Raw genomic sequence first — 25134 nt, forward strand, 5'->3', positions numbered from 1 at the left:
CCGGGCTCAGACGTCGCAGAGGGCCACCGCCTCGGACAGGCTGGTGAGGGGGTCCCGTGTGGGGATGAATTCCTGGGCGAGGACGCCGTCGAAGCCGGTGTCGACGATCGCCCGGCAGATGGCGGGATAGTACAGCTCTTGCGAGTCGTCCAGCTCGTGGCGGCCGGGGTTGCCGCCGGTGTGGTAGTGGCCGAACGCGGTGTGGTGCCGCTCGATCGTGCGGATGATGTCCCCTTCCATGATCTGCATGTGGTAGATGTCGTAGAGCAACCGGAAGTGGTCGGACCCGACGCGGTTGACCAGCTCGACGCCCCAGTCGGAACGGTCGCACATGTAGTCCGGGTGGTCGACCTTGCTGTTGAGCAGCTCCATGTGGATCACCACGCCGGCCTTCTCGGCCTCGGGGACGATCTCCCGGAGCGCCTTGGCGCAGTGCTCCAGACCGGTGCGATCGTCCATCCCGTTGCGGTTGCCCGAAAAGGTGATGACGTTCCGCCAGCCCTCCTTCGCGGTGGCCTCGATCCCCTCGAGGATCGCCCCGAGGCACTCGTCGTGGTTGGCCGGGTCGTTCAGGCCCTTGGTCAGGCTGTGGGTCGAGGTCATCGTGCAGACCAGGCCGTGGCGCTTGACCGCCTCGAACTCCTCGCCGGGCCGGAGCAGGTCGATGCCGACCAGGCCCATCCGCTTCGCGGCGGCGGCAAGATCGTCGATCGGGATCCGGCCGTAGCACCAGCGGCAGGCCGACTGCCGGAGCCGGCCGTTCGTCACGGCGGTTCCCTTCGGCCCCTGCGCCGCCCGGGCGGGGCTGATGACGCCGGCCGCGGCGGCGGCGGCGGTCGATCGGAGCAGGTTCCTCCGGGTCATCGACCCGGGCATGTCCTCGGCGGGACGGCGCATGGCGGGCTCTCCCCTGGCGGTGGATCCGATGATCGCGACGGGACTGGATCGCCCCAGTATGGGGGGCGTCCTTCCCCTCCGCAACGGATTCCGGCCGAGGGGCCGGGGGCCATCCGCTCCCCGGCGACGCGATCACCGTCGTCGATGCGACCGGAGCAGGCCGGGAGATGTCGGCGGGCATCCCGGCCTGCTCGATCGGCTTTGACGGCGGGAGGGGATGCTCCCCGGCTCACCCCAGGGGCCGGGGGCCGGCCCACTCGTCGGCGGGAGGGGTCGTCAGCACGTCGAGGATCGTCGGCCGGCCGTTGCGGTTGGCGAAGGTGCCGTGGCACTCAACCACCTGGCGAGCATAGTCGGGATGCTCCCGCATCAGAAGCTGGTGCAGCCGGGGGAGCTGATGGTGCGGGATCGCCGGGAAGAGGTGGTGCGGCACGTGCATCCCCTGCCCGTAGACGAACACGGCCCAACGCGAGAACGGGTCGCAGAAGAACACGCGGGAGTTGGTGAGCGGGCCGGCGTCGGCGTTCGAGTGCTGATAGACATCACGCAAATACATGAAGTACATGAACGACGTCCCCATCGGCACGAACCACAGGAGCATCCCGTATCCCGCCGCCTTCCCTCCCGTCTCCGCGGTCAGCAGGCCGAGGGCGACGATCGCCGCGGTGAGGTACGCCAGCCGGGCGGCGGCGGCGGCCCTCGTCCCGTAGGGCTGCCGTAGCGGGGAGCGGTACAGCGCCCGGGCCGGCAGCATCGCCAGCACGGCCAGCGCCGCCCCCAGGCCGATCGCCCCGGCCGCCGGCAGCCACGCCGTCCGGCCGACGGCATGCAGGACCCAAAGCGCCGCCACCAGCCCGATCACGTAGGAGAGGCCGAGGGCCGTCCCCCGTCGAAGCGGAGCGCGGCCTTCCCCGCCTCCGGCGCGATCGACGTAGACGTTCTTGCCGATCCCCAGGATGGTCACGGCGACGTAGGCCCACTGGTATCGCAGGAACGCCAGCGGAGCCGACAGCGGCGCCAGGTAGATCGTCACCAGCAGCCGAGCCCGGGGCATCGGGAACTCCTCCGATCGCTTGCCGGGCCCGAGGTTCTGCAGGTCGGGATCCCGATCGGGGTCGTTGGTGTACTGGTGGTGCGCCAGGTGGAAGACCCGGTAGAAGTGGATGGTCGACAGCAGCGGGAAGAGGCAGAAGAGGTCGGCCGCCAGGTCGTTGACGCGCTTCTCTCGCAGCAGGGCGAAGTGCGACGCCTCGTGGGCGATCCCCGCCAGGCGGTGCTGCAGGGCGCCCACCAGCACGATCGCCGCGGCGATCACCGGCACGTTCCACCACCGGGACAGCCCCCACGCCTCCCGGGACTCGACGAACAACACGGCCCCGCCGATCACCGCCGCCAGGCAGGCGTACTCGCGGGCCAGGCAGGCCAGGCTTCTCGCGTTGTCGACCTGGCGCAACGCCTTGACCCGATCCCGCAGCCCCGGGGCGTTGAAGGTCGGTCGTCGGGACATCGAGGCCATCACCATCCATCCTCCAGGAGGGTTCGAGTCGACCGCGAGGCCGACCGCCCCGGCCGGCCTCCTCGGGCGATCCGTTCCAGTCTACCCCGCGGTTGCCTCGGCTGGGCCGTGGGCCGCGACCGGACTCCGGCCTGGGGGCTGCTTCGCCCCGATCGGGAACGCGACGGGCGGAATCGCCGCGATCGGCAGCGAATCCGGTGCCGATGGCCCGTCACCGGCCCTCCTCTTCCCGGATCTCCGGGGGAAGCGGCATTGACCTCCCCCGGTTCCTGGGGCATAAGGACGAGTCACGCCGCGCGAGGGATCGCGCCGAGGAGGCCGCACGCGCCGCCGAGCCGGGAGGCAAGGATGCTGACCCTGTCCCGCCCGCACCGTCAGGTGCTTGTTACCCTGGGGATCGTCGTCGCGACCATGGCGCCGACGGCGATGGTCGCCTTCACCGCCTGGCAGGTCAACCGGCCGGGCCACCGGCACGACGTCGAAGCCCAGCTCGGCCGCCAGCTCGGGTTGAAGGTCACGATCGACGGGGTCCGCTACCCCCGCCCCGGCGAGGTCGTCTACACCGGCGCCGCTCTCTGGCAGCGTGAGCCGCGCCGGGAGACGCACTATGTCGAGATCGGCCGGGCCGACTCGCTTCGGCTCTCCCGAGAGGGCCGCCGCCTTGTCCTCCGGGCCGAGGGGCTCGCCCTTGCCGCCGAGGGCCCAAGGCAGGCCATGGACCAGGTCGGCGAGCTGCTCAGCCGGGCCGCCTCGGACGCCGGCTGGGACCGAGTCGCCCTCTCGGCCGAGGGCTGCACCATCGCCCTCGGCGACGGCCTCTCCTATTCGTTGCGCGACCTGGCCTGCTCGCTCCGATTCGAGGCCGGCGCCCCGACCGTCGAGGCCAGCTACCGGCTCGAATCCGAGGGAGGTCCCCCCCCCCGCTGCGAGCTCGTCCTCGTCCGAGACCGCCGCGGCGACGAGCCGACCACAACCCTCACGCTCCGCACCGCCGGCGACGGCCTGCCGCTGCCGGCCCGAGTGCTCGACCCCTTCTTCTCCTCGGAGGAGTGGCTCGGCCCCGATGCCCGGGTCCTGGGGGCGCTGGTCCTGACCCGGGCCGGTGCCGGCGACTGGCGGGCGAGCTTCTCCGGGGAGCTGATCGACGTTGACCTCGGCACCCTCGTCAGCCGGCGCGTGTCCGGCCACCGGCTCGAGGGGAGGGCCCGCCTGGCGATCGAGTCGGCCGAGTGGGGCCCCCAGCCGGTCGGTCCGGGATCAGGCTGGCTGTCGGCCTCGGGGGAGCTGCGGGCCGGGCCGGGGGCCGTCAGCCCTGGCTTGCTCCGCGCCTTGCACTCGGAGATGCGTTTTCTCCTAGCCGAGCGGTTCCAGGTCCGAGCCGCCTCCGCCGGGGGCGAGGAAGACGCCGTTCCCTTCAAGGACCTCGGCTTCCGCTTCGCCATCGAGCCCGACGGCTCGGTTCTGCTGGCCGGCGCGCTCGGCGACGCCTACCAGCCCGGCACCGTCATGACCGAGCCCGACGGCCTGGAACCGATCGCCTATGCGCCGATCGACCAGGAGGCCGACCTGATCGGCCTGCGTCGCACCCTCGCCCCCTCCGACCCGGTGCTCGTGCCTGCCGACCCCTCGCTCAAGTTCCTCGACTACCTTCCCCAGGGCGGCGTTCCCCGCTCCGACCACCTCCGGGCCAACTGATGCCGGATCAGCCGGGGGAGATCCCCGAGGGATGGCCCCGGCTCCCCGCCTCCCCGCGGTCTCTGGCCGCGGGACGTCTCCCGCCTCCCGCGACCGGCCTCCGTCTTCCTCGCTCCGCCCCCGCTCCTTCGCTTCCAGGGCTTGGGACCCGATCCTCCCGGTTCAGCCGGACCGGATGTGCTCCCGGCCGATCGGATCGGAGACGACGATGGACCATCTCTCCAAGACGGACGGCGGCCTCTCCCCCGTTCCTCCGACCGCTCCGAATCGGAGGGTGGCCAGGGCGGTCGCGATCGCCGGGCTGGCGGCGGTGCTGGTTGTGGCGGCCTGGTTCCGGCTCAGCAGCCTGGGGGCGACGCCTCCCCCCGGCGCGGACGAGGCCTTCTACGGGCTTCAGGCCTGGCGGCTGGCCTTCGGCGGCTCCCCCCGGATGCACACCGTGACGGGGAACCTCATCGACCCGTTCCTCGTCCTGCCGCAAGCGCCGCTGTACTGGTTCGTCGAGCCGTCGGCCTGGGTGCCGAGGCTCCCGGTGGCGATCTCGGGCATCCTGGCCTCGGGGCTGGCCCTCCCGCTCCTGCGCCGGGTCCTCGACGGCCCGACCGCCCTGACCGCGGCGGTCCTGATCGCGACGATGCCGGTGGCGATCGTCTTCTCCCGGTTCGGCTGCGAATTCGGCCAGACGCCGCTGGCGGGAGTGATCGCCGCCTGCTGCGCGCTGCGAGGGCAAATCGGCTGGCTGGTCGTCAGCGTCGCCCTGGCGCTGCTCGTCCATCCGACGAACGTCTTCCTCGTGCCGATCCTCGGCCCGGTGGCGATCGTCCGGCTGGTCGATCGGGCCAGGAGCGACCCGGCGAAGGCCCGGCGGGCCTGGTGGTCGCTGGGGGCGATGGCCTCGGCGTCGGCAGCGGCGGCCGTCTGGCTGCTGACTCGAAGCGAGGTGCGGGTCATCCTCGAAGACCGATTCACCAGGATTGGGGAGATGGACTGGGGCCGGTTCCTCGACGGCTATCGCACCACGACGGCCCAGGGGCCGTGGCTGCCCATCGACCCGGGGGTCGAGTCCGCGGTCGTCGGGACGGCGGCGCTGGCGCTGCTGGTCGTCGGAACGTTCCGCCAGGCTCGGCGTCGGCAATGGGATCGGATCGCCCTGGCCTTGGGGCTGGGCCTGGGGATGACCGGCCTGCACCTGCTCGGCGGCCCGCAGGTGCTCCACACCGACTCCCGCTATGGCGCGGTCTTGATCTCCCCCTCGGCGATCGTCCTGGCCTGCTGGCTTCAGGCCCTCTTCCCCCGGGTCGCCCCCGGCGACCCCCGCCCGGGAGGGGCCTCTCGGATTGCTCTGACCGCCGCTCTCGGCGCGATGCTGCTGGTCGTGGTCGAACGGAACAGGTTCGAGCACTTCCGGCAGGTCGCCGGCGAGTCGATCTGGACCTTCCGGGCCGAGTCCGAGGACCCCTACCGCATGGTGCTCGACCGCATCCGGGCCGATCTGGCCCGGGAACTCGCCCAGGGGCTCCGCTCCCCCGGCGCCCCCCCTCGGCTGATCCTCGCCCAGGACTATTTCATCTCCGTGCCGCTGGAGTTCCTGCTCCAGGACGACCCCGCCCTGGAGGTCGTGGAACTCGTCTCGATCCCCCAACTCGGCGAATTCGTCGGCGGAGGAGACCCCATGTCCTCCCGGCTCCCCCGGATCGCCGAACGGCTGGCCGCTGGCGACTACGCGGTTCGGGGCGGTTCGGCCGCCGTGAAGGCCTCCCAGTTCCTCGAAGAGCTGATCGCAACCTCCTTCCCCCCCGATCGTGTCCGCCGCTGGGACATCCCCAATCACCCCGAACTGCGCATCTATCGCATCCGCCCGGAACCCAACTCGGCCCTCGCCCTCGGGGAGCCCGGGTCGGAGACGGTCGGACGCTGAAGACCCCTCTTCTGGCCCGCTGTGGACCAGATCGAGCCCTGGATGACCGTCCGGAAGAGGCGTTTCCCGAATCTTCCGCGCGGCGCAACTGAGATTCTCGAAACGTGTTCGGGGAATCCTGGCGCATCCGGGGCTCCCCGGGCCGGATTTTCCTGTCCCATCCCGGCCGGCTTCGGGCTTCCTGGGGTGGGGACCGCGGTAGTGCGACGGTCCCTTAGCATGATCGGTCGTGGGGCCTGTTGAGTGGGGGGCCCACAACCGGACGGCGAACCACCGACCTCGCCCGTGCCCGCTTCGGGCCGGGCGAGGTCGGGGAGGTTTCCTGATCGCTGGCGGTCTGATTGCCGCGGCGAGGAGGCCGACCGCGTGCGAGCTCGAAGGCTTCCGGCTTCCCCACTCACCGGCGCTGGCGACCCCGGCTCCCCCGAATCACTGGGAGGCCGGCCTTCGCATCCCGGCCAGGCTGTCCTGAGCCTCGACGAGGGGGGATCTCCAGAAGCGAACCGCCCCGTCGTGGCTGCACGAGACCAGGATGCGGCCGTCGGGGGAGAAGGCCAGGTCGTTGACCTGGCTCCCAAGCTCGTCGAGGCTCAGGACCTCCAGGCAGGCGACCGGGTCCCAGACGCGAACGGCCCGGGACTCGCCGGCGATGGCCAGGGCCCGGCTGTCGGGGCTGAAGGCGAGTGAGAGAATCCTGCCGTCGTCCACCCGGAGCGTGGACAGGATGGTCAGGGTTGTTCCATCCAGCAGAGTGACCGATCCCCCCTCGTCGGCCACCGCCAGCAGGAGGCCGTCGGGGCTGAAGGCGAGGCTGGTGTACGTATCTGATCGGGAGAGCACCACCCGGCCGACGCGAGTCGCCAGGTCCCACATCCAGACCTCGCCGCCGTTGTCGCAGCAGGCCAGCGACCGGCCGTCGGGGCTGAAGGCGACCTGCCTGACGGTCTCCGTCGGGCCGGAGAGCACATCCAGGGGGGAGCCGTCGGCGCCGTCCCAGAGCCGCACTGTCCGGTCGGAGCCGCTCGAGGCGAGCAGCCGGCCGTCGGGGCTGAAGGCGACGGTGCGGACGCGGTCGGTGTGCCCGATCAGTTCGGCGATCAGCGTGCCGGTCTCCGGCTCCCAGAGCCGCAGGTGCTCTCTCGCCTCCAGGCCAGCCGAGGCCAGCGCTCCGCCGTCGGGCCGGAAGGCCAGGGCCGAAACGGTGGCGGGGTGGGCCTTCCAGCCCAGGACGAGCCGGCCGGTCTGGACCTCCCAGAGCTTCAAGGTCTGCGGCTCGTCGGTGTCGTCCGACCCGGTGGCGAGGTAGCGGCCGTTGGGGCTGAAGGCGGCGGACCAGGCCTCATCGAGATGCCCGGCCGGCTCGGGGGGATCCTCCGGGGGATCCAGCCGCCAGCAATAGAGGGTCGGGCCGCCGGCGAGCACCACGTGGCGCCCGTCCGGAGCGAAGGCCAGGCTGCTCAGCGGCTGCGGCCGGCCGAGGTAGGTCGCCAGGATCTCGCCATCTCCGATCCGGCGGACGGTCGTCGCCTCCTGGTCTCCGGCCTTGCTCCAGACGTTCAGGGCGATCCGGTCCTCCTCGGGCGAGAAGGCCATCCGGGCCTTCCTCGTGTCGTCGGTCGCCGCCGAGAAGGTGTGCGGGCCCTCGCCGTCCCGGCCCAGCAGGGCGACCGTGCCGGCCCGGTCGATCAGGCCGGCCCACTTCCCCCTGGGGGAGAAACACGGGGGAGACAGCGGGTCGGCGATCGAGGTCCGGCCGAGCACGGCGCCCGACTCCGAGTCCCTCAGCTCGAAGAGGCCCCCCTCGTGGCAGACGGCGATCGAGCGGCCGTCCGGCGAGAGGGCCAGGCCAATCGGGACCGCCGGCGCGTCGGGCAGTTCCCGGACGACCTCGCCGGATCGGGGATCCACCAGCACGAGCCGGCCGGGGGAGGCGATCGCCAGCCAACGACCCCCGCAGGCCACCTGGCCTCCCGCCGGGATCCGGATCGTCGCCATCGGCGACGACCTCGGGGCCGAGGCCGGGGCCGCCAGGGACCAGACGAGCACGGTCGCCTCGCCCGCCTCGCCCACCCAGCTTCCCGCCAGGAGCCGATCGCCCGGGAAGCCGAACCAACGGGGAACGCCCTCGGCTTCCTCCGGCCGGAACTGGACGATCGTGCGACCGCTTCGAGCGTCCCAGACCGTCAGGCCGAGGCGGTGGTCGTCCCCCGAGCCGTCGGTCTCGAAGGCGGCCAGGAAGCGGCTGTCCGGGGAGAACTCGGGATAGGTCGCCCCCTCGACGACGCCGGTCAGGGTGAGGGGGGCCGCCGTGTTCCCCGCCGGGTGGAGCAGCAGCCGCTCGTCGAGGTCGACCGAGGCGATCGCCCCCGATCCCGGTGCCACGGCCAGTTGGATGACGCTCCGATGGTGCCCTCGGAGCGGGACCATTTCGGCCGCGGCCCGGCTCCTCAGGAAGCCTCTGGTGAAGTCGGGGCCGCTGGGAAGCGGCTTGAGGTCGTCGAGAATGTCCAGGGCCCGCTCGATCTCGCCGAGGCTCAGCGCCTGGTCGGCCTGCTTCAGCCGGGAGGCGTCGAGCCGGCGCTCGGCCAGCTCCGCCTGGCGCTCGGCCTCGGCCCGCTGCTCCCGCTCCCGGGAGGCGATGGCCTCCAGCTCCTCCCGGTGGGAGGCGAGCCAGGAATCCCGGGCCAGCAGGTAGCCGGCGGAGATCGCCCCAAGGATTCCCAGCAGGAGGATGACGCCGACTCGGGCCGGCCGACGCCGGGCCCATCGGCCCAGGCGCTCGCCGATCGGGATGGGCTGGGCCTGGATCGGGTCGCCGGCCAGCCATCGCCTCAGGTCGGCGGCCAGCGCCTCGGCCGAGGGGTAGCGACGGGAGGGATCCTTGTGCAGGCAGGTCAGGCAGATCGTCTCCAGTTCCCGGGGGATGCCCGGTCGCAGGGCCCGGGGCGGGACCGGCTGCTCGGAGAGGACCAGGGCGATCGTCTCCATCGGCGACTCCCCCCGCAGCGGGGGCCGCCCGGTGAGGATCTCGTAGAAGATCGCCCCCAGACCGTAGACGTCGGCCAGCGGGCCGATCTCCCGGCGACGGCCGGCGGCCTGCTCCGGGCTCATGTACGACGGGGAGCCCATCGGCACGCCGCTGCGCGACTCCTCGCCGGCATCCTCCAGCAGCTTCGCCAGGCCGAAGTCGGTCAGCCGGGGGACCGGTCGCGCCGGGCGGAGGTCGTCGCCGGGGGCGACCCCCTGCAACAGCACGTTGGAGGGCTTCAGGTCGCGGTGCAGCACCCCCCGGGTGTGGGCGTGGTGCACCGCGTCGGACATGATCGCCACCAGCGCCGCGGCGTCGGCCGGCGGGACCAGGGAGATCCGGGTGTGCAGCCAGGAGGAGAGGGTCGGGCCGTCGACGAAGGCCGCCGCCAGGTAGCAGAGCGGCCCGTCCTCCCCGGCCTCGAAGACGGGCACGATATTCGGATGCTCCAGCGCCCCGGCGGCCCGGGCCTCCCGGAGGAACCGCCGGCGCAGCTCAGGAAGGGCCAGCCCCTCGATGCGGGGCACCTTCAGCGCGACGAAGCGTCTCAGGACCGGGTCGAAGGCCCGGTAGACGATGCCGAAGCCGCCCCGGCCGCGCTCCTCCAGCACCTCGAACCGGCCGATCCGCCTCGGGCCGTCGCCAGGGCGGGGCCAGCTCCCCAAGGCCAGGCGAAGGCACTCCCGCAGCTCGAACAGGAACTCGGTCGAGTCTCCCTTGGGCCGGCTGGAACGCTCGGGGGCCTCGTTGCTGGAGAACGTCCGGGACTCGAAGGCGGCCAGCATCACCGCCAGCCGGTCCAGGTCCAGCGGCGGGGTGTCGTCCGGGATCGGAGCCGTCGGGATCGTCGAATCGGATCGCTGACGGGAATTCGCATCAGAGGGCGGGTCGAGATCAGTGTCGTCTCGGGTCATCGATCGGCCCCGTCGAGGGATCGCCGGCCGGGGTCGCTTGGCCCTCGGGATCGGCGGGGGGACCGCGGCTGGGCGCCACTTCCCTGCGGGGAGTCTGGCCGGGGTCGGAGAGAACGATCAAAAGGTTCCCGAATTGATCGTGCGGCGATTCAATCGTCCTCCAGGGGAATCAGGTCGTCGTCGGCGGGAGGGGAGAAGGGGGCGGGACCCGCGCCCGGGGAGGGGACGGCCTCGGGTCCTTCGAGCCGGAAGACAAGGGGGCCGATGGCGACCTCGTCGCCAGGCTCCAGCGCGGCTTCGTCGATAGTGAGGCCGTTGATCCGCACTCCCGTCCGGCTGCCGAGATCGCGGATCACCAGCCGGCCGGCGACCTGGGCGATACAGCAGTGGCGCCGGGAGACGCGCGGGTGGGGGAGATGAGCGTCACACTCCAGGTGGCGCCCAATCAGCAGAACGGGCCGCTCCAGCGGAATTGGCCGGATCACCCCCGGGATGAGGGGGACGAGTCGGACGGACATGGCTCATCGGACTCCGGGGTCTGCGCCTCGGCGTCCGGCTCTTCGGGGGCCGAGTCGCCGTCGTCTTGGGGCATCTGGACGATGACCTGGATGCGACAGCGTTCGGCCATCGCGGCCGGCAGCAACTCCCGGACGGCGGCCGCCAGCGGGTTCTCGGAAGAGGCGGCCGTGCTGGAGGTGGGGACCCGAGGGGGGGCGGCCACCCCGGGGTGGCTGGCCAGCGAGGCGTGGTCGGCCGGCATCGTCTCGGCCAGGGTCAGCTCCTCGGCGTGGCCCGCCTCGAGCCGAAACCGGATGTGGGCGATCGACAACTCGTCGCCGGCCCGGAGCTTGCCCATCTCGACCCGCTGCCCGTTGATCCGGATCCCATTGGTGCTGCCAAGGTCCCGGACGATGATGTCGCCGTTCTCCTTGTCCTGCATCATGCAACAATGGCGGCGGGAGACGCGGATCGAGTCGAGCCGCGCGTCACATTGAGGATGGCGCCCGACGATGATCATAGCCCGATCAATCGTGATGTCGGGCCCTTCATCGAGGGCTACGAGGCGAATGGGCATGGGACTTCGCCCCCGGCCGCCTAGATGGTCACAGACAAGGCCGGCGGCCCGGCAGGACTGGCCGCCTTCGCTCAGAGGCCGATTGATTGGCATTCTAGCCGTGCCCCCCAGCCGGATCCACCGAGAAAATCCAATTTCCCAAGTGGACGGCCTGCGGTGTCGAAGGGCCGGTGCCGGCGGCCGAGACGCATCGGGTCGCCATTTTATTCTGCATCGCCGGGACCGGACGTCAAGCGGGTGCTGGTGAATTCCCGGGCAACTCGCGTGCCGGATTCCGAGACGCCCCGGCACTCGGCCCCCCCCTCTGCTCGAGCCATCGCACCGCTTCGGCGAGCGATCCCCGCACCGGGCGCGGCGCGAGCCCCAGTTCACGCAGGCTCCTCGACGCATCGAAATGCATGGATCTGCGTGTCAGCCGCACCCCCGTGACCGTCGCCTGCGGGGCTCGGCCGCTGATGTGGTCCGACCAGAATTCGCTGAGATAGGCGGCCGCCAGGGCCACCCCGTACGGGACGCGCAGCCGGGGAGGGCGGCGGTCGCAGATCTCCCCCAGGATCTCCAGGATTCCCAGCAGCGAGAGGTTCTCCCCCCCCAGCAGGTATCGCCTCCCCGGCTGGCCGAGGCGCATCGTTCGGAGCAGGCCCTCGGCCGCGTCCCTCACGTCGATCAGGTTGAGCGTGCAGTCCATGACCGCCGGCAGCCGGCCGGCGCAGAAGTCCCAGATCAGCCGGGTCGGCGGCGAGCACCCCCGGTCCCCCGGCCCGACCGGCATCGTCGGGTTGGCGACCACCACCGGCGCCCCGGCCCGGGCCCGCTCCAGGGCCGCTCGCTCGGCCCGCAGCTTCGACAGGCAGTAGGGGCCGACCGCGTCCCGATCGGTCACCTCCACGTCCTCGGCGATCGGCCCAGCGGCCCGGGCCCGGGTCAGGATGCTCTCGGTGCTGCAGTGCAGGACCCGCTCGGCCCCGGCCTCCAGGGCGGCGTCGATCACGAGGACCGCCCCCCGATGGTTGACCGCGTCGAACTCCGAGCGGTCGAGCACCCAGAGGTTGGGGTTCGCCGCCAGGTGGTAGACCCTCCTCCCGCCGGCCACCGCTCGGCGGACGGCCTCGGGATCCCGGATGTCGGCGAAGACGACCTCCACCGAGCCCGGCAGGTGGGAGACGTCGGCCCCGGGCCGCTCGACGACCCGAACCCGCTCCCCCTCGGCGTCCAGCCGTTCGACCAGGTGGCTGCCGATGAACCCGGCTCCTCCGGTGACGATGGTCAGGTCTTCCATGATTCGGGGCTCCGGGCTGCTGGTCATCCTGGGAACTCGCCCACCCGGCGGCAGACGCCGGGCAGGACGTCGAGCCGGTCGATCCGGCCCCCCTCGCCGAGGTTCTTGGCCTCGATTCCGTCGGCGGTGATGCGGGGAGGCGAGGCGATTGAGGGCATCGGGGCTGCTCCAGGAGGCGATCGGCGGAGCCCGGCGGGGGGCGGAGACGATCCCGAGGGAGAGGAGGACGACCCTGGCATATCATCTCCTCGCCAAACGGGACAAGAGCGACTCGATGGCGTCGCTGGCGGCGGCGGGGCCGTCCTCGTCCCGGACGGCGGCTCCGACCTCGGCGGCTCGGGAGGAGATCTCGGGGTCGCCCAGCAGCCGGCGGAGGGCCTCGGCGGCCCGGCCCGCAGTGTATCGCGACCGGGAGAGCGTCTGGCCGATCCCGAGCCGTCGGACGCGGTCGGCGTTGTCGAACTGGTCGAAACCGAAGGGAACGACCAGCATCGGGCGGCCCGACCGCATCGCCTGGGCGGTCGTCCCGACTCCCCCCTGGTGGACGACGGCGGCGCAGCGGGGGAAGAGGCTCGAATACGGGGCGTAGCCAAACGCGGCGACCCCCTCGGGCAGCCGACTCGGCAGGGCGTTGGCCCCCCGGGGGCCCATCAGCAGGATCGCCCGGCAGCCAACGCGTCGGATCGCCTCCAGGCTCTCGTCGTAGAACCGGCCGGGGGACCAGACCGCCGACGAGCCCAGCGTGAAGGCCACCGGCGGCGGGCCGGCGTCGAGGAACCTCCCGATCTCCTCGGGCGTCACGTCCTCGGCCGAGTCCCGGTCGTGGAAGGCGAACCCGGTGACGGCGACGTTCGCCGGCCAGTCCGGCTGCGGCGGCCCGAGCAGCCGGGAGTACATCGCCAGCACGAGGTCGGGCGCGTGCTGCCCCTCGAGGACGGGGTTCTCGGCCGTCCTCGGCAGGCCCAGCTCCGCCCTCAGCCGATGCCAGGGACGCCCCCAGGGCTCAACCGCCCGTCGGGCGAGCCGGAACAGCAGCCGGTGGAACCTCGGCCCGAGCCGACGGAGCCTCGCCAGGGCCGGCAGGGCCGGCATCGTCGGCGGGTCGTGCGCCGACAGGAAGGAGAGCGGCGCCAGCACCGAAGACGCCCAGGGAATCCCCTCCCGCTCCGCCACCAGCCTCACAGTGAAGGTCAGCGGGTGCGAGACGAGCAGGTCCGCCCCCTCGGCCGCCGCCCGGGTGTCGGCGAACGACGCGCGGAGGGCGGGCATCATCAGCTCGGCGATCACGACCTTCGGGCCCCGCTTCGGGTCGAAGAGGCGGGCGATGAAGGCGTGCATCGTGCTCGGATCCGGAGCGTCGGGGCGGACGGCGGCGAAGTCGATCCCCTCCGATTCGACCTTCTCCCGCCAGTAGCCGCTGGTGGCGATCACCGGCCGGTGCCCGCGCCGCTTCAGCTCCCGGGCGACGGCGAGATACGGGTGGACGTCCCCCAGCGAGCCGAAGGTGGCCAGGAGAATGCGCTTCCCCGAGGGTCGGGGGGCGCCCTGGTCGGCGTCCTGGAGGCGATCGAGCTGGGGGCCGGTTCCGATGTTCATGGGGAGCGCTCGTCCTCCGGGGCCGTCGGCCAGAGCACGCGGTAGAGCTGGTGATCGGGGCCGATCGCCGTCGGCGGCGCCAGCACCCCGGCCGTCACGAGGCGGTCGAACAGGGCTCTCGTCACGACCGGCGAGAACCCGTACCCCCCCGGCTTGTTGTGCCGGGCGATCTCGACCCAGTCCACGTAGATGTGAGAAACCCCCAGCCGGTTCAGCTCGGCGGCGATCTCCGACGGGGATCTCCCGGAGACGACCTGCTCCAGCAGCTCCCGGTCGAAGACCGTGCTGTATCGGATCGGCCGGTTCATCGGGAAGACGGCCGCCTGGCCGACGATCAGGGGGACCGCCTCCGGAGGCAGGGCCTCGTCAAGCCGGGCCAGGGGAGGGTTGGCCGCCTCGGCAACCTCTCGGCGGAGCCGGGGCAGGTCGGCGAGCCAGTCGGTCGGCATGCAGAGGGGGGTGGTGAGGAACAGCAGGTTCGCGAGCGTCCCCGACGCCAGGACCGTCCCCAGCCAGACCGGCCAGGGAGGGCGCCGGGTCCAATCCGCCCCGATCCCCGCCAGCACTGCCGCCGCCGGCAGCAGGGGGAGCCAGAAGCGGTCGAGCCGGTGAGTCATCAGGAACCAGGTCGCGAACAGGTAGGCAACATAGGCCAGCAGCACCCCCGAGAACCGTCGAGAGCCCGGCCGAAGCAGCGCCAGCGGTACGAGCAGGGCGTAGAGCGGCGACTGCCAGTCCGACCTCCCGGCCACGTCGATCGCCGCCGAGGCCAGGGCCGCCGGGGAGGTCGGCCTCGGCCCGTGGGCGGCCCACCACTTGGCGTCGAGGTCGGCGTCCCAGTCGTTCCCGCCGAAGATCCCGAAGGCGAGCGGGTAGACCGGGTTCCCCGTGTCGACCACATTCCGGACCAGCCAGGGGCCGACCGCCACCGAGACTCCCGCCGCGAAGGCGAACGGGATCCGCCACGACCTCTCCCGGATCGCCGACGCCGCCGCCACCAGGCCGAACGGGACGACGGCCGACACCAACCCCGGGTACTTGCTGGCCATCGCTCCTCCCGCCAGCAGGCCGGCGAGGACCCAGAGGGCCAACCGCTTCCGGTCCTCTTCCGGGCCCGACCACGCCAGTCCCGAGACGACCACCAGCCCCGCATGGAAGGCGCAGAGCGGGCCCTCGACGAACGGGAAGGTCGCCAGGCGGGCGACCCAGGGCGTCGTCAGGTAGACCAGCCCCGCCACCCAGGCCGCTCGGCCCGATCCCCATCGCCAGGCCGCCGAGGCCACCAGCGCCGCCGAAACCGGAGCGAACGCGGCGATCAGGAGCTGTCCGACCAGGGCGCCGAGCCACCAGTCATCGAGCACGGTCATCCCCAGCAGGTGGAGCATCTCCACCGCCGAGGGCATGCTTGTGTACACATTGTGCGGCAGGAAGGCGATCCGGCCGAGCTGGTGGTACTCCTTCGGCCCCTGGAGGTGGTACTCGAGGGCGTCGAACTCGATCGTCGGCTGCATGGCCCCCAGGGCCATCAGCAGGAGGACCGGGGAGAGGATCAGGCCGAGGCCAAGGATCGGCCAGGGGGAACGCTTCTGGGAGTCCGGCCGTCGGGCCGCTGCCGATCTCCCGGCCCCGCTCCGCTGGGGAGCGGGACCGGCAGGATGGGAGCGGACGAGGTCTCGGGCTCGGGCAGCGGCGCCGGCGAGCAGGAGGGCGCCGAGCCAGAGTCTCGTGGGCCAGGGGGAGAGCAGACCGCACTTGCCGAGGCCGAGGGTCAGCGCGGCCAGCAGGGTGGATCCGGAGGCGAAGGCGATCGGCCACCGAGCGAGCGGCGGGAATCGGCCAGAGAGGCCAAGCGCCCGCAGGGTGAGGTCGCCCAGGGAGAGGGCGGCCCCTCCGATGAGGAGGGCGGCCAGGACGATCGGCAGCCGCTGGGCCAGGTGATCGACGTCGGAGAGGCTGGCGAGGACCCGGGCGAAGTGGTCGTCGGCCGTCAGCAGGAAGTCGGCGCGGCGGAGCCGGGGCAAGTCGGCCGCGTCCCCCCCGGAGGCGACGGCGTCCGCTCGCTGGGCCTCGATGCTCGGCAGCGGCTCGGCCAGCAGCCAGGCAAGGGCGAGAGCCTGGAGCGCGGCCACGAGCAGGATGGCCCCGGCCCCCGGCCCCCGGGAGGCCCCCCCCTGCCCCGCCTCCTGGCCCCTCCCGGTCAGAGCGTCGGCCCGATCGACCACGGGGCGAACTCCTCCTCGCCGACGCCGGCCTCCTCGCTCCGAGTGGGAGAGCCGCCGGCGACGGCCACGATCAGGTCGAACAGGCGGCGGCCGACCGACTCGACCGGCTCGCCGGCCAGGATCGTCCCGGCGTCGAGGTCCATGTCGTCCCGCATCCGATCATACATTGGCGTGTTCGTGGCGACCTTCACCGTCGGCGTCGGCTTCAGGCCGGAGACGCTCCCTCGGCCGGTGGTGAAGACCAGCACGTTGCAGCCGCCGGCGGCCAGGCCGGTCAGGCTCACCGGGTCGTAGCCGGGGGTGTCCATGAACAGGAAGCCGGGTTTGGTGATCGGCTCGGCGTACTGGAGCACGTCGACCAGGGCGGTCGAGCCTCCCTTGGCCACGGCGCCGAGGGACTTCTCGTAGATGGTCGTCAGCCCCCCCTCCTTGTTGCCGGGGGAGGGGTTGTTGTTGATCTCGGCGCCGAAGACGCCGGTGTACCATTCCCACCACTTGATTCGATCGACGAGCTTCCGGCCGACCTCCTCGCTGACGGCCCTCCGGGTGAGCAGGTGCTCGGCGCCGTAGATTTCCGGCGTCTCGGCGAGCACGGCGGAGCCGCCCTGGGCGACGATCAGGTCGGCGGCGACGCCGAGGGCCGGGTTGGCGGTCACGCCGGAGTTGCCGTCGGAGCCGCCGCACTCCAGGCCGACGACGAGCTTCGAGGCCGGCTGCTCGGTGCGCCTCCAGGAGTCGGCGGCGGGCAACAGGCGGTGGACGGCCTCGACGGCGGCCTCGACCGTGCGGGCGATCCCCCCTTCCTCCTGGATGTTCAGGACCCGGGGGCGGGAGGGCTCGTCGCGACGGCCGCTCTCCTTGACCCCCGCCAGGGTGACAAGCTGGCGGGACTCGACCAGGTGGCTGGCGAAGCCGACCTCGCAGCCGAGGCCAATGAGGACGTACCCGGCCACGTTCGGATGGTTGGCGAAGCCGGCCAGCACGCGCTGGAGCTGCTGGTGGTCGGGCCCCTCGAACTGGAGGCCGCAGCCCCCCTTGTGGGTGATGGCGAAGACGCCGTCGACGTTCGGATAGTCGCGTCGCCAGGAGCCGTCCCGGAAGCGATCGGCGACGTACTTGGAGACGCTGGCCGAGCAGTTGACCGTGCTGATGACGGCCAGGTAGTTCCGGGTCCCCACCCTGCCATCCGGGCGGAGGAAGCCGGGGAAGGTGCGGGGGCGGTCGATCGGAGGGGGAACCGGGCGCTCGGTGGCGAAGGCGTAGTCGCGCTCGAACAGGTCGGCCCGGACGTTGTGCACGTGCACCCAGGAGCCGGCGGGGATGTCCACCGAGGCGAAGCCGATGATCTGCCCGTACTTGAGGACCGGTCGGCCGGCGGGGATGTCGACCGCGGCGACCTTGTGCCCGGGCCGGATCGGATCGATCGCCGAGACGGTCAGGCCGCCGAGGTCCAGGGCCGTCCCCGGGGCGATCCCCCGGCTCGCGACGGCCACGTTGTCGTCCTTCCGCAACCGGATCGCCGCCGGTGCCCGATCGCCGATCGCCGTCGCCATGCCGAAGCCTCGCTTCCCGCCGGAAGCCTCCCCGGGTCCCGCCGGATCGGCCCTCGATCCGGGCTCCAGTTTATCGCCCTCCCCCCGGCTCCGCGAGGGAGGGGAGGAGCCGAGCGGCTCGGAGAGCCTCCCGGACGGGAGGGCCGCCGGCCGGGCCCTCGCCTCGCGGCCGCCGAGACCTTCCGGACGCCGGAGGGGCCTCTCGATCGGGGCCGAGGCCGTCTGGAACGCGGCCGGTGCGCTGGGGATGATCGGCGCAAGGAGTTTTGGCATCAAGAATTCCGGCGTGCGATTGGCTTCGTTCCGCGCCGGTTGCCGGCCGTACCGCCGGGCCGATCTCGGGCTCGGCCGGCCCCCCATCGCGGTCGAGGCGGGGGTCCAGGGCCGGGGCCGGCCGGCTCTCCCGACCCGGAGGCGGATCGGGGCCGGATCGCCGCCGGCGCGTCTCGGATGATCGTCGGATCCTTTTGCAGTCAAACCCCTTCGGGATCGAATTGGCTTCGTTCCGCGCAATGGGGGGCGACGCTCCCGGACGACCGATCGGGGACCGACCGGGTCCGGTGGCACCGGGGCCGGCCTGGCGTCGAGCACCGGCCCGGATGGGGAGGGAACGGTGATCGGTGCGCGATCGGTGCGCTGAGGTGGTTCGACGGAACTGGTTTCTCTTCCAGTGATTTCGGCGAGACAATGGCTTCGTTCCGCGCCGAGTGCGCTCGAGGAGCGTCCGTCCGGGGGGATGCCGAGGAGCGACCGGACGACTGGCCGAGCCGGCCGGAGGGGAGAGCGCTCGGGGGAGATCGGCGGTCGGTTCGGGAAAGATCGCACCGGTCGGGCTCCGAGTCGGGAGGGACGGAGGGGCTGGACGATGGGCCCCGACTGCTGGGAATCATCGGGATCGGGACCGGGACGACCCACACCGACTGGGAGGGGAGGACGGTGTCTCCAGGGAGCGGCCCCGCGATGCCAGGACGGGCGGGGTTGCTCGGGCGGGGAGGTCGGGGTCCGGGCGCGTGGATTGACGGGGGGCGAGGAGTGTCTTGGATCCGGGGTCGCGAACGGAACCATTGGGGGGGACGTCGGAGGGGATTGGGAGGCCGGCTGCGCGCCGGATCGGGCCGGCAGAGCGGTTCGGACGGGACAGGCAGGCCGCCGGAATCGCGGACGAATCACTCCGGCTTGATGGGATCGGACGCTTGACAGGGCGTCCGGGGTCGACTATCCTCCGCATGAGTAAGCCACTCATGACGAGGTGGCGACTGATCGGCTGAGAGAGCCCCGCCATGCGATCTCGTATCGCATGATGGGGCTTTTTTTGTTGTCCGCCGATGCGTACAACCGAGGGCGAACCCGGTTGGCACGCCGTCCTCCCGAGCGGGACACATCGACGGCGGGGCTCTCCCCCCCGTCCCGGCCGATCGGCGGATTGGATCGGCCCGTTCTGGGCCGATGCGATGCGCACGGGGCCGATCCGAACGGAACTGATCTGATCCGAGCCCAGCGACCGCGCTTGACCCTGAGAGCCGGAGAGTCCACGGCGATGGCGGCTGCATTCGCGTTCCCGGAACTGACCGCCGAGGAGGCGGCCGAACTGATCCCCCACGGGGGGATGCTCGCCGTCGGCGGCTTCACGCCGGCGGGGGCTCCCAAGGCGGTGCCCCGGGCGCTGGCCCGTCGGGCTCGCCGGCTGCACGAGGCGGGCTCGCCGTTCCAGGTGCGGCTGATCAGCGGCGCGTCGACCGGGGAGGCGTGCGACGACGAGCTGGGCGAGGCCGAGGCGGTGAGCTGGCGGGCGCCGTACCTGACCTCGTCGCCGATGCGGAGGCTGGCGAACGCGGGGAAGCTCGACTTCGTCGACATGCACCTGTCGCACGTCGCGCAGATGGTGCTCGAAGGGTTCCTCGGGCCGGTGGACGTGGCGGTGGTGGAGGCGACGGAGGTCACTCCCGACGGCAAGGTGTACCTGACGACGGGGATCGGCAACGCGCCGACGTTCCTGCGGTGCGCCGAGAAGGTGGTCATCGAGCTGAACGCCCGGCACGACCCCCGGCTCCGGGAGATGGCCGACATCCTGGTGCTGCCGCCGCCGCCGAACCGCAAGCCAATTCCGATCAACGACCCGCTGGACAAGGTGGGCACGCCTCACGCGCTGGTCGACCCGAAGAAGGTGGTCGGCGTGGTCCGCACCGACGAGCCGGACGGCGGCCGGGGGTTCGCGCCTCCGGACGAGACGAGCCGTCGGATCGCTCGGCATGTCGCGCGGTTTCTGCTCGACGAGATGGCGGCGGGGAGGATCCCCAGCGGGTTCCTGCCGTTGCAGAGCGGGGTGGGGAACGTCTGCAACGCGGTGATCGCCGGCCTGGCGGAGAGCCCCGACTTCCCGAAGTTCAAGGTGTACACGGAAGTCTTGCAGGACGCGATGCTCGATCTGATCGCCGCCGGGGGGGTGACGGGGGCGAGCACCTGCTCCCTGACGCTGTCGGACGAGAAGCTCTCGTGGCTGTACGAGCACTTCGACGCGTTCGCCGATCGGATCGTGCTGCGGCCTCAGGAGATCTCAAACAACCCGGGGATCGCCCGTCGGCTGGGGGTGATCGCCACGAACACGGCGATCGAGGTGGACATCTACGGCCACGCCAACTCCACCCACTTCTTCGGCACCCAGGTGATGAACGGCCTGGGAGGCAGCGGCGACTTCGAGCGGAACGCCTACCTGTCGATCTTCATGTGCCCGTCGGTCGCCAAGGGGGGCCGGATCTCGACCGTGGTGCCGATGTGCTCTCATGTTGACCACAGCGAGCACTCGGTGCAGGTGATCGTCACCGAGCAGGGGCTGGCCGACCTGAGGGGGCTGGCCCCGGTGCCGAGGGCGAAAACGATCATCGAGAGGTGTGCGCACCCGGCGTACCGGGACTACCTGATGCATTACCTCGAGTCGAGCCCGCCAGGGCACCTCCGCCACGACCTGAGGCGCTGTTTCGAGCTGCACTCGAACTTCCTCGAGGGGGGAGCGATGCTACCCGACCTCGACCTTTCCCAGTTCGGCTCGCGTTGACCGGTTCCCGAGCAGGGCCCGAAGGGGATCGTTCCCGATGATCGCCAAGGATCTGGACATCGCCGCCGACTTCCCGCCCGCGACCTTCGAGCAATGGCGGAAGAACGCCGAGGCGGAGCTGAAGGGGGCGCCGTTCGAGAAGAAGCTCGTCGGCCACACCTTCGAGGGAATCGACATCCAGCCGCTCTACACGAGCGACCACTGGCCCTCGGCCGGGGATCCCTCGGGGTTCCCCGGTTTCTCCCCGCGGACCCGGGGGGATCGCGTGCTGGGGAACGTCTGCTCCGGCTGGGACATCCGCCAGGAGCACCTGCACCCGGACCCGATCGAGGCCAATCACGCCATCCTGGAGGATCTGGAGCACGGCGTGACCTCGATCCAGCTCCGCCTGGATGCCGCCGCCTGCGCCGGCCTGGACGCCGACGACCGCTCGGCGGTCGGCCTGGCGGGCCAGGACGGGGTGATGGCGTACTCGCTGGGGGACCTGGACCGGGTGCTCGACCGGGTTCGGCTGGAGATCGCGCCGGTGTCGATCGACGGCGGCGGCTCGTTCCTGCCGACGGCGGCGCTGCTGGCCGGGCTGCTGGAGGCCAGGGGAATCGAGCCGTCGCTCGTCCGCTGCGCCTTCAACGCCGACCCGATCGGCGCCCTGATGCGGGAGGGCCGCCTGGGCGTGCCGATCGACTCGGCGATGGCGGAGCTGGCCGACCTGGCGGCCTGGACCGCCTCTCGGTACCCGGAGGCGACCTCGGTGGAGGTCGGCACGGGGCCGTACCACCACGCCGGGGCGACCAGCACGCAGGATCTGGCGTTCGCCGTGGCCACCGGGCTGGAATACTTGCGGGCGATGACCGCCGCCGGCCTGGACGTGAACACGGCGGCCCGGCAGATCGCCTTCGGCGTGAGCCTGGGCACGCAATTCTTCCGGGCGATCGCCAAGCTGAGGGCGCTTCGGCTGATGTGGTCGAAGGTCGTCTCGGAATGCGGCGGAGACCCGGATTCGGGAAGGACGATGCGCCTGCGGGCCCGGACGAGCCGTCGGGTGCTGACGAGCGTCGACCCGTGGGTGAACCTGCTGCGGAACACCGTCTGCTGCTTCGCCGGCGCCGTGGGGGGGGCCGATTCGATCACGACGGCACCCATGGACGCCGCCATCGGTCTGAGCGACCACTTCTCCCGGCGCCTGGCGAGGAACACGCAGATCATCCTCCAGGAGGAATCGTACCTGAACCGGGTGATCGACCCGGCGGGAGGCTCCTGGTTCATCGAGAGCCTGACGGATCGGCTGGCCGAGGAGGCGTGGCGGATCGTGCGGGAGGTCGAGGCCCAAGGCGGGATGATCGCGGCCGCGGTTGGCGGCTGGGTTGGCGAGCGGATCGCGCAGGTCGAAGAGGAGAGAGAGAAGCAGATCGCGACTCGGAAGCTGGTCGTGACGGGAGTGAGCGAGCACCCTGACGTGCGCGAGGAGCGGCTGGTGCGTCCGAAGCCGGATCTCGCCCGGCTTCGGGCCGAGGCCTCGGCCCGGCTGGTCGCCTGGCGACGGGACCACAAGGGGAAAGACGCCCTGCGGTCGCTGGCCGAGTCGGCGCGCAACCCAGGCCGAGCCCCCGGCTCGCTGACCGGGATCGCGGTGCGGGCGGCCCGGGAGGGAGCGACGATCGGGCAGATGGCCAAGGCGCTGGCCGAAGCGGCGGCGGGCCGGCCGCCGGCCCAGGCGACCGCGCTGGCGGTCCACCCCTACGCCGCCGCGTTCGAGGAGCTGCGCGCGGCCGCCGACCTCCTCGCCGAGAAGACGGGGAGGAGGCCGAAAGTCTTCCTCGCGAACCTGGGCTCGCCGGCCGAGTTCATCGCGCGATCGACCTACGCCCTGAACTTCTTCGAGGCCGGCGGATTCGAGGAGGTAAACAACGACGGCTTCGCCGATCCGGAGGCGGTCGCCCGCGCCTTCGCCAGCAGCGGAGCCGCCATCGCCGTGCTCTGCTCGAGCGACGCGATGTACGAGCGGATGGCCGAGCCCTCGGCCCGAGCCCTGAAGGCCGCCGGCGCCCGGACGGTGGTGCTGGCGGGCAACCCCGGGGCGAACGAGGCGAGATATCGCGCGGCGGGAGTGGATCGATTCATCTTCATTCGGTGCGACGTCCTGGGGACGCTCCGGGACCTGCTGCGCGAGGAAGGGGCCCTGCGATGAGCGCGATCCCAAACTTCAAGGACGTGGGCTGGAACGGCGGCCCGAGGCCCTCGGCCGACCTGGGCCGCTGGCGGGCCGCCGCCGAGGCCGAGGCGGGGCGCCCTGCCGATCAGCTTGCCCGGCTGACGCCGGAGCGCATCCCCATCCGACCGCTCTACTCGGCCGCCGACCTCGACGGCCTGGCCCACCTCCAGACGATGCCGGGGATGCCGCCGTTTCTGCGCGGGCCGTACACGACGATGTACGTCGGCCGGCCCTGGACCGTCCGCCAGTACGCGGGGTTCTCGACCGCCGAGGAGTCGAACGCCTTCTACCGCCGCAACCTCGCGGCGGGGCAGAAGGGGCTCTCGGTGGCGTTCGACCTGCCGACGCACCGGGGGTACGACTCGGACAACCCCCGGGTGGTCGCCGACGTGGGGATGGCCGGGGTGGCGATCGACAGCATCCTGGACATGCGGATCCTCTTCGACGGGATCCCCCTGGGGGAGATCAGCGTCTCGATGACGATGAACGGGGCCGTCCTCCCGGTGATGGCGCTGTACATCGTGGCGGCGGAGGAACAAGGGGTCGAGCAGGAACGGCTCTCGGGGACGATCCAGAACGACATCCTCAAGGAGTTCATGGTCCGAAATACGTACATTTACCCTCCCGAGCCGAGCATGCGGGTGATCTCGGACATCATCCGCTACACGGCGGCGTACATGCCGAAGTTCAACAGCATCAGCATCAGCGGCTACCACATGCAGGAGGCCGGGGCGACGGCCGACCTGGAGCTGGGGTACACGATCGCCGACGGACTGGAGTACCTGCGCTGCGGCATCCGGGCGGGCCTGAACATCGACGACTTCGCCCCCCGCCTGTCGTTCTTCTGGGCCGTCGGCAAGGATCTCTTCATGGAGATCGCCAAGCTTCGGGCGGCCCGGCTGCTCTGGGCGAAGGTGGTCAAGGGATTCGCCCCGAAGAACCCCAAGAGCATGTCGCTGCGGACGCACACCCAGACGAGCGGCTGGAGCCTAACGGCACAAGATGTGTACAACAACGTGATCCGAACGTGCATCGAGGCGATGGGAGCCACGCAGGGGCACACGCAAAGCCTGCACACGAACTCCCTGGACGAGGCGCTGGCCTTGCCGACGGACTTCTCGGCCCGGATCGCCCGGAACACGCAACTCTTCCTTCAGGAGGAGACGGACACCGACCTGGTGATCGACCCGTGGGGAGGCAGCTACTTCATCGAGCGGCTGACGCACGAGCTGGCCCACCAGGCGTGGGCGCACCTGTACGAGGTGGAGCAGCTCGGCGGGATGGCCAAGGCGCTGGAGGCGGGCATCCCGAAGCGTCGGATCGAGGAGGCGGCGGCCCGGACGCAGGCGGACATCGACTCGGGCGTGCAGACGATCGTGGGCGTGAACAAGTATGTGCTCGAGCGTGAGGAACCGGTCAAGGTTCTGAAGGTGGACAACCGAGCCGTCCGGGAGGCGCAGGTCCGTCGCCTGGCCGAGCTGCGGGCCAGTCGTGACCAGGCGGCGGTCGATTCGGCACTGGAGGCGCTCACCGAGGCGGCCCGGACGGGAGAGGGGAACCTGCTGGAGCTGGCGATCGACGCGGCTCGGAAACGGGCGACGGTGGGGGAGATCAGCTTGGCCCTGGAGAAGGTGTATGGCCGGCATCGAGCGGAGCTGGTGGAGGTGACCGGGGTGTATGCCCGGCAGTTCGGCCAGGGCAAGGAGGCGATCGCCGCGGTCCAGCGCCGGGTCGAGCGGTTCCTGGAGCGGGAGGGTCGTCGCCCTCGGATCCTGATCGCCAAGCTCGGGCAGGACGGGCACGACCGAGGCCAGCAGGTCGTGGCGTCGGCGTTCGCCGATTTCGGGTTCGACGTGGACGTGGGCTCGCTCTTCCAAACACCGGAGGAGGCGGCTCGGGAGGCGATCGACAATGATGTGCACGTGGTCGGGGTCAGCTCGCTGGCCGCGGGACACTTGACGCTGGTGCCGGCGATCCGCAAGGCGCTGGACGACCAGGGAAGGGGAGACATCCTCGTGGTGGTCGGCGGTGTGATCCCGCCGCAGGACTACGACGAGCTGTACCGGTCGGGGGCCGTCGCCGTGTTCGGGCCGGGGACGGTGATCACCGACGCCGCGCTGAAGCTGCTGGACCTGCTCGACCCCGAGGGGGGCGAAGAGCCGGCGGGCGCCGCCTGA

At 71.6% G+C, this 25134-nt stretch carries 15 protein-coding genes; 5 read left to right on the forward strand and 10 right to left on the reverse strand.

Annotation, left to right across the window (positions count from 1 at the left end):
- Positions 1–6: 6 nt before the first annotated feature.
- Both TsocGM_RS12965 and TsocGM_RS12970 read right to left on the reverse strand, forming a co-directional pair.
- Positions 7–897, reverse strand: coding sequence for a hydroxypyruvate isomerase family protein (locus tag TsocGM_RS12965; RefSeq protein ID WP_126725798.1), 891 nt, complete (start codon positions 895–897; stop codon positions 7–9).
- A 229-nt stretch (positions 898–1126) separates the two neighbouring features.
- Positions 1127–2404, reverse strand: coding sequence for a fatty acid desaturase family protein (locus TsocGM_RS12970; RefSeq protein ID WP_158633530.1), 1278 nt, complete (start codon positions 2402–2404; stop codon positions 1127–1129).
- A 357-nt stretch (positions 2405–2761) separates the two neighbouring features.
- On the opposite strand from TsocGM_RS12970, the gene TsocGM_RS12975 reads away from it, so the two are divergent.
- The gene (locus TsocGM_RS12975; protein WP_126725800.1) at positions 2762–4108 is read left to right on the forward strand and encodes a hypothetical protein; all 1347 of its coding nucleotides are present in this window, start codon (positions 2762–2764) and stop codon (positions 4106–4108) included.
- Between the two features lie 208 nt (positions 4109–4316).
- Positions 4317–6026: a hypothetical protein gene (locus TsocGM_RS12980; protein WP_126725801.1), complete on the forward strand. Its 1710-nt coding sequence runs from the start codon at positions 4317–4319 to the stop codon at positions 6024–6026.
- 429 nt (positions 6027–6455) lie between these two features.
- Here TsocGM_RS12980 and TsocGM_RS12985 read toward each other — a convergent pair whose 3' ends face one another.
- The 8 genes from TsocGM_RS12985 to TsocGM_RS13015 all read right to left on the reverse strand — a co-directional run bounded on the left by TsocGM_RS12985 (position 6456) and on the right by TsocGM_RS13015 (position 17693).
- Positions 6456–9968, reverse strand: coding sequence for a serine/threonine-protein kinase (locus TsocGM_RS12985; protein ID WP_126725802.1), 3513 nt, complete (start codon positions 9966–9968; stop codon positions 6456–6458).
- Positions 9969–10117: 149 nt separating this feature from the next.
- Positions 10118–10486 carry an FHA domain-containing protein gene (locus tag TsocGM_RS12990; protein WP_126725803.1) on the reverse strand — a complete coding sequence of 123 codons (369 nt, stop codon included), beginning with the start codon at positions 10484–10486 and terminating at the stop codon, positions 10118–10120.
- The gene (locus TsocGM_RS12995) at positions 10450–11043 is read right to left on the reverse strand and encodes an FHA domain-containing protein (RefSeq protein WP_126725804.1); all 594 of its coding nucleotides are present in this window, start codon (positions 11041–11043) and stop codon (positions 10450–10452) included. Before TsocGM_RS12995 ends, TsocGM_RS12990 begins: the two co-directional genes overlap by 37 nt.
- A 229-nt stretch (positions 11044–11272) precedes the next feature.
- Complete coding sequence (locus tag TsocGM_RS13000; RefSeq protein ID WP_126725868.1) at positions 11273–12322, reverse strand: NAD-dependent epimerase/dehydratase family protein; 1050 nt, start codon at positions 12320–12322, stop codon at positions 11273–11275.
- Between the two features lie 23 nt (positions 12323–12345).
- A complete protein-coding gene (locus TsocGM_RS27645; protein ID WP_261341643.1) occupies positions 12346–12480 on the reverse strand; it encodes a hypothetical protein in 135 nt (44 codons plus the stop codon).
- Between the two features lie 82 nt (positions 12481–12562).
- The gene (locus tag TsocGM_RS13005; RefSeq protein WP_126725805.1) at positions 12563–13918 is read right to left on the reverse strand and encodes a glycosyltransferase; all 1356 of its coding nucleotides are present in this window, start codon (positions 13916–13918) and stop codon (positions 12563–12565) included.
- A complete protein-coding gene (locus TsocGM_RS13010) occupies positions 13915–16140 on the reverse strand; it encodes a hypothetical protein (protein ID WP_233578823.1) in 2226 nt (741 codons plus the stop codon). Before TsocGM_RS13010 ends, TsocGM_RS13005 begins: the two co-directional genes overlap by 4 nt.
- Positions 16116–17693 (reverse strand): UxaA family hydrolase, encoded by a 1578-nt coding sequence (locus tag TsocGM_RS13015; RefSeq protein WP_126725806.1) that lies wholly within the window; start codon positions 17691–17693, stop codon positions 16116–16118. The genes TsocGM_RS13010 and TsocGM_RS13015 overlap by 25 nt, the downstream gene beginning before the upstream one ends.
- 1537 nt (positions 17694–19230) lie before the next feature.
- On the opposite strand from TsocGM_RS13015, the gene TsocGM_RS13020 reads away from it, so the two are divergent.
- From TsocGM_RS13020 to scpA, 3 genes are read left to right on the forward strand one after another with little or no spacing between them, the layout of a single operon-like run.
- Complete coding sequence (locus TsocGM_RS13020; protein WP_126725807.1) at positions 19231–20745, forward strand: succinate CoA transferase; 1515 nt, start codon at positions 19231–19233, stop codon at positions 20743–20745.
- A 37-nt stretch (positions 20746–20782) separates the two neighbouring features.
- The gene (locus TsocGM_RS13025; RefSeq protein WP_126725808.1) at positions 20783–22933 is read left to right on the forward strand and encodes a methylmalonyl-CoA mutase family protein; all 2151 of its coding nucleotides are present in this window, start codon (positions 20783–20785) and stop codon (positions 22931–22933) included.
- A complete protein-coding gene (scpA, locus tag TsocGM_RS13030) occupies positions 22930–25134 on the forward strand; it encodes a methylmalonyl-CoA mutase (RefSeq protein WP_126725809.1) in 2205 nt (734 codons plus the stop codon). Before TsocGM_RS13025 ends, scpA begins: the two co-directional genes overlap by 4 nt.

It is taken from the genome of Tautonia sociabilis, assembly GCF_003977685.1.
Classification (GTDB): Bacteria; Planctomycetota; Planctomycetia; order Isosphaerales; family Isosphaeraceae; genus Tautonia; species Tautonia sociabilis.

Bases quoted from the DNA above. Each gene is read 5' to 3' on its own strand.
- TsocGM_RS12965 (WP_126725798.1), bottom strand. From the start codon at position 897: ATGCGCCGTCCCGCCGAGGACATGCCCGGGTCGATGACCCGGAGGAAC.
- TsocGM_RS12970 (WP_158633530.1), bottom strand. From the start codon at position 2,404: ATGTCCCGACGACCGACCTTCAACGCCCCGGGGCTGCGGGATCGGGTC.
- TsocGM_RS12975 (WP_126725800.1), top strand. From the start codon at position 2,762: ATGCTGACCCTGTCCCGCCCGCACCGTCAGGTGCTTGTTACCCTGGGG.
- TsocGM_RS12980 (WP_126725801.1), top strand. From the start codon at position 4,317: ATGGACCATCTCTCCAAGACGGACGGCGGCCTCTCCCCCGTTCCTCCG.
- TsocGM_RS12985 (WP_126725802.1), bottom strand. From the start codon at position 9,968: ATGACCCGAGACGACACTGATCTCGACCCGCCCTCTGATGCGAATTCC.
- TsocGM_RS12990 (WP_126725803.1), bottom strand. From the start codon at position 10,486: ATGTCCGTCCGACTCGTCCCCCTCATCCCGGGGGTGATCCGGCCAATT.
- TsocGM_RS12995 (WP_126725804.1), bottom strand. From the start codon at position 11,043: ATGCCCATTCGCCTCGTAGCCCTCGATGAAGGGCCCGACATCACGATT.
- TsocGM_RS13000 (WP_126725868.1), bottom strand. From the start codon at position 12,322: ATGGAAGACCTGACCATCGTCACCGGAGGAGCCGGGTTCATCGGCAGC.
- TsocGM_RS27645 (WP_261341643.1), bottom strand. From the start codon at position 12,480: ATGCCCTCAATCGCCTCGCCTCCCCGCATCACCGCCGACGGAATCGAG.
- TsocGM_RS13005 (WP_126725805.1), bottom strand. From the start codon at position 13,918: ATGAACATCGGAACCGGCCCCCAGCTCGATCGCCTCCAGGACGCCGAC.
- TsocGM_RS13015 (WP_126725806.1), bottom strand. From the start codon at position 17,693: ATGGCGACGGCGATCGGCGATCGGGCACCGGCGGCGATCCGGTTGCGG.
- TsocGM_RS13020 (WP_126725807.1), top strand. From the start codon at position 19,231: ATGGCGGCTGCATTCGCGTTCCCGGAACTGACCGCCGAGGAGGCGGCC.
- TsocGM_RS13025 (WP_126725808.1), top strand. From the start codon at position 20,783: ATGATCGCCAAGGATCTGGACATCGCCGCCGACTTCCCGCCCGCGACC.
- scpA (WP_126725809.1), top strand. From the start codon at position 22,930: ATGAGCGCGATCCCAAACTTCAAGGACGTGGGCTGGAACGGCGGCCCG.